At 66.8% G+C, this 4,247-nt stretch carries 6 protein-coding genes; all 6 read left to right on the top strand.

The genetic code is table 11. The annotated features are described in order from the left end of the window. The coding region (locus AAG801_RS40810; RefSeq protein WP_341893578.1) for a hypothetical protein at positions 1-188 on the top strand (188 nt) is incomplete at its 5' end. A gap of 21 nt (positions 189-209) precedes the next feature. Continuing rightward, positions 210-512, top strand: coding sequence for a Dabb family protein (locus tag AAG801_RS40805; RefSeq protein ID WP_341893577.1), 303 nt, complete (start codon positions 210-212; stop codon positions 510-512). Positions 513-544: 32 nt separating this feature from the next. After that, positions 545-1,342, top strand: coding sequence for an SDR family oxidoreductase (locus tag AAG801_RS40800; RefSeq protein WP_341893576.1), 798 nt, complete (start codon positions 545-547; stop codon positions 1,340-1,342). A gap of 1 nt (position 1,343) precedes the next feature. Then, on the top strand, positions 1,344-1,814 hold the full coding sequence (locus AAG801_RS40795; protein ID WP_099797028.1) for a PaaI family thioesterase: 471 nt from the start codon (positions 1,344-1,346) through the stop codon (positions 1,812-1,814). A gap of 29 nt (positions 1,815-1,843) precedes the next feature. Beyond that, positions 1,844-2,860 (top strand): NADP-dependent oxidoreductase, encoded by a 1,017-nt coding sequence (locus AAG801_RS40790; RefSeq protein ID WP_341893575.1) that lies wholly within the window; start codon positions 1,844-1,846, stop codon positions 2,858-2,860. 31 nt (positions 2,861-2,891) lie between these two features. Then, positions 2,892-4,247 (top strand): isovaleryl-CoA dehydrogenase (locus AAG801_RS40785; RefSeq protein WP_341893574.1); only part of this gene is annotated, 1,356 nt, incomplete at its 3' end.

The raw sequence follows: 4,247 nt of genomic DNA, 5'->3' as shown, positions 1-4,247 counted from the left end.
CACCCAAGCCGCATGCACGGCTCGAGAAGTGGATCTGGATATTGATCTACGGCGGCCTGTTTCTCGTGATCCTGGGGCTGGCCACGGGCCGCACCGAGCCCGCGCTGGGCTGGTCGATGGCCGTGCCCGGCGGCGTGGTCGCCGCGGTGGGCATCGTGCTCATCTACGTGCGTTCGCGGCTCAAGTAAAAAACAAGGCAAGGACCGACCATGCTCAAGCACATCGTGATGTGGAAGTTCAAGGAACACGCCGAGGGCGCCGACAAGGCGACCAACCTGCTCAAGGCCAAGGCGTTGCTCGACGCCTGCGCCAAGCTCTCGCCCGGCACGCACCGTTTCGAGGTGGTCATTGCCCAGCCCGGGCTCGAGGCCACCTACGACCTGATCCTCAACTCGGAATTCACCGACGCCGCCGCGCTCGCGGCCTATGCGGACCATCCGCAGCACGTGGCGCTCAAGCCCTTCATCGGCGCGGTCCGCGAAGCCCGCCAGTGCATGGATTACGAAATCTGATCGACCCCTTCAAAGAACACCGGAGATAACCCATGACCGTCCGCACCACCCAACAACTGTTCGACCTCACGGGCCAGACCGCCCTCATCACCGGCGGCTCGCGCGGCCTGGGCCTGCAGATGGCCCATGCGCTCGGCGAAGCCGGCGCGAAGATCATGCTGAGCTCGCGCAAGGCCGAAGACCTGGAGCAGGCTGCCGCCGAGTTGCAGTCTGCCGGCATCGACGCACGCTGGATCGCCGCCGACTGCTCGAAGGAAGAAGACACCCGCCGCCTGGCCGACGAAACGCTGCAGCGCATGGGCGGCATCGACATCCTCATCAACAACGCCGGCGCGAGCTGGGGTTCGCCCGCCGAGAGCCACCCGGTCGAGGCCTGGGACAAGGTGATGAACCTCAACGTGCGCGGCTACTTCATCCTCGCGCAGCACGTCGCCAACGGCTACATGATCCCGAAGAAGCGCGGTCGCATCATCAACATCGCCTCGATCGCGGGCCTGAACGGCAACCCGCCCGGCATGCAGACGCTGGCCTACAACACCTCGAAGACCGCGGTGATCGGCTTCACCAAGACGCTGGCCGCCGAATGGGGCAAGTACAACATCAACGTCAACGCGATCTGCCCGGGCTTCTTCATGACGAAGATGGCGGCCGGCCTGATCAAGTCGCTGGGCGAAGAGCACATGGCCGCTTCGGCGCCGCTGGGCCGCCTGGGCGACGACGAAGACCTGAAGGGCCTGACGCTGCTGTACGCAAGCGATGCCGGCAAGCACATCACCGGCCAGTGGGTGGCCGTCGATGGCGGCGTGAGCGTGGTCTTGGGTGCGGCCTGACATGTCCGATTCGCCTGAAACGTCCAGCGACATCAACATCCGCTCGTACACGACCCAGATTCCGTTCGCGCGCCACCTCGGTTTCGAACTCACGAAGTTCGAGGGCGGTGAATCGGAGATCCTGTACACGGCCAAGCCCGAGCACCTGAACACCTTCGACGTGACGCACGGCGGCGCCTGCATGACGCTGCTCGACATCGCCATGGCGGCGGCCGCGCGCAGCGTGACGCCTGAGACCGGCGTGGTCACCATCGAGATGAAGACCAGCTTCATGCAGCCTTCGGTCGGCCCGCTGCATGCGCGCGGCACGCTGCTGCATCGCACCGCGACGCTGGCCTTCACCGAAGCCAAGATCTACGACGAGCAGGAGCGCGTGTGCGCCCATGCCACCGGCACCTTCAAGTATGTGAAGCGCCGGCTGCCGACCGGCCCCGCGAGCGCGAACGCGATGCGTCCGCCATCGACCGACTGACACCCCATTCCCTTTCCGGAGACACCTTCATGCCCACCAACAAGCAGATCCACCTCGACAACCGCCCCGAGGGCGAAGCCGTTGCCAGCAACTTCAAGCTCGTGACGAGCGAGACGCCTGCGCTGCAGGACAACCAGGTGCTGGTGCGCCACCACTACATGAGCCTCGATCCGTACATGCGCGGGCGCATGAACGACTCGAAGAGCTACGCGCAGCCGCAACCCGTGGGTCAGGTGTTCCAGGGCGGCACGGTCGGCGAAGTGGTCGAGAGCAAGCACCCCAAGTACGCCGTGGGCGACAAGGTCGTCGGCTTCGGCGGCTGGCAGGAATACAGCGTGGTCGATGGCTCGCAGCCCGGCGCGCTGAAGAAGGTCGACACCACGCACGTGCCGCTGTCGCACTACCTCGGCGCGGTCGGCATGCCCGGCGTGACGGCCTGGTACGGCCTCGTGAAGATCATCGCGCCCAAGGCCGGTGAAACCGTGGTCATCACCGCTGCCAGCGGCGCCGTGGGCAGTGCCTTCGGTGCGCTGGCCAAGGCACGCGGCTGCCGCGTGGTCGGCATCGCGGGCGGCCCGGACAAGTGCAAGTACGTGACCGACGAACTCGGCTTCGACGCCTGCATCGACTATCGCCAGCACCCCGACGTGAAGACCATGAGCGCCGCGCTCAAGGAAGCCTGCCCGAACGGCATCGACGGCTACTTCGAGAACGTCGGCGGCTACATCTTCGACGCCGTGCTGCTGCGCACCAACGCGTTTGCGCGCGTGGCGCTGTGCGGAATGATCGCGGGCTACGACGGTGCGCCGCTGCCACTCGCGAACCCCGCGCTGATCCTCATCAACCGCCTGAAGATCGAGGGCTTCATCGTCAGCGAGCACATGGAAGTGTGGCCCGAGGCGCTGACCGAACTCGGCACGCTGGTGGGCACGGGCAAGCTCAAGCCGCGCGAGTCGGTGGCGCAGGGCATCGAAGCTGCCCCTGAGGCCTTCCTGGGTTTGCTCAAGGGCAAGAATTTCGGCAAGCAACTGGTGAAGCTCATTTGATGCTTTGAAACGCACGGCAAGGAGGCCGGTCATGGACACGACACACGAGGTCTTCAACCAGCCCACACCGCTGGTCGGCTACAACCTCTTCGACACCAACCGCCCCCTGCGCGATGCGCTGACGTTCAACGCGCCCGCGCTGCAGACCACGCCGCTGCAGGAGCTGGGCGCCACCCTCGGCTCGGCCGCCATGCAGACGCATGCGCGGCTGGCCAACATCCACACACCGCAGCTGCACACGCACGACCGCTTCGGCCGGCGCATCGACGAGGTGGAGTTCCATCCGAGCTACCACGCGCTGATGCAGACGGCCGTGGGCGCGGGCCTGCATGGCACGCCGTGGACGGGCACGTCCGCCTCGCCGCACGTGCTGCGCGCGGCAGGCTTCATGCTCTTCACCGAGCTGGAGCCGTCGGTGCTGTGTCCGGTCTCGATGACCTACGCCGTCACGCCCGCCTTGCGCGGCAACGCGGGCGTGCATGCCGAGTGGGGCCCGAAGCTCGCCAGCCTCTGGTACGACCCCGCGCTCAAGCCGCTGCACGACAAGCCCGGCGTGACCATGGGCATGGGCATGACCGAGAAGCAGGGCGGCTCCGACGTGCGGGCGAACACCACGCAGGCCGTTCGAGAGGGCAGCGACGCCTGGGGCGAGCGCTACGCCATCACCGGCCACAAGTGGTTCTTCTCGGCGCCCATGTGCGACGCCTTCCTGATCCTTGCGCAGGCGCCGGCCGGGCTGTCGTGCTTCTTCCTGCCGCGCGTGTTGCCCGATGGTTCGCGCAACGGCATTCATATCCAGCGCCTGAAGGACAAGCTCGGCAACAAGGCCAACGCCAGCTCCGAGGTCGAGTTCCACGGTGCCAGCGCCTGGCTCGTGGGCGAAGAAGGGCGCGGCATTCCGCAGATCCTCGAGATGGGCACGATGACGCGGCTCGACTGCTCGCTCGGCACCAGCGGCCTCATGCGCCAGGCGCTGGGCATCGCGCTGAACCACACGGCGCAGCGCCACGCCTTCGGCAAGCCGCTGATCGAGCAGCCGCTCATGAAGAACGTGCTGGCCGACCTCGCGCTCGAAAGCGAAGCCGCCACCGCACTGGCCATCCGCCTCGCGCGGGCCTTCGACCGGCAATCCGACGCGCACGAGAACTTGATGGCGCGCCTGCTCACGCCGGTCGCCAAGTTCTGGATCTGCAAACGCGGCAGCCATTTCGCGCAGGAGGCCATGGAGTGCCTGGGCGGCAACGGCTACGTGGAAGAGGGCGGCGAGGGCGTCATGGCGCGCATCTACCGCGAGATGCCGCTCAACTCCATCTGGGAAGGCGCCGGCAACATCATGGCGCTCGACCTGCTGCGCGGCCTGCGCAAGGGCGACGCCGTGGCTGCGCTG

It is taken from the genome of Variovorax sp. YR752, from assembly GCF_943372545.1.
The sequence above is the reverse complement of the archived record's forward strand: the minus strand, read 5'-3'. Positions and strand labels throughout refer to the sequence as shown.

Excerpts from the sequence above, each read along its gene's own strand:
- AAG801_RS40805 (WP_341893577.1), top strand. The coding sequence starts at position 210 with ATGCTCAAGCACATCGTGATGTGGAAGTTCAAGGAACACGCCGAGGGC.
- AAG801_RS40800 (WP_341893576.1), top strand. The coding sequence starts at position 545 with ATGACCGTCCGCACCACCCAACAACTGTTCGACCTCACGGGCCAGACC.
- AAG801_RS40795 (WP_099797028.1), top strand. The coding sequence starts at position 1,344 with ATGTCCGATTCGCCTGAAACGTCCAGCGACATCAACATCCGCTCGTAC.
- AAG801_RS40790 (WP_341893575.1), top strand. The coding sequence starts at position 1,844 with ATGCCCACCAACAAGCAGATCCACCTCGACAACCGCCCCGAGGGCGAA.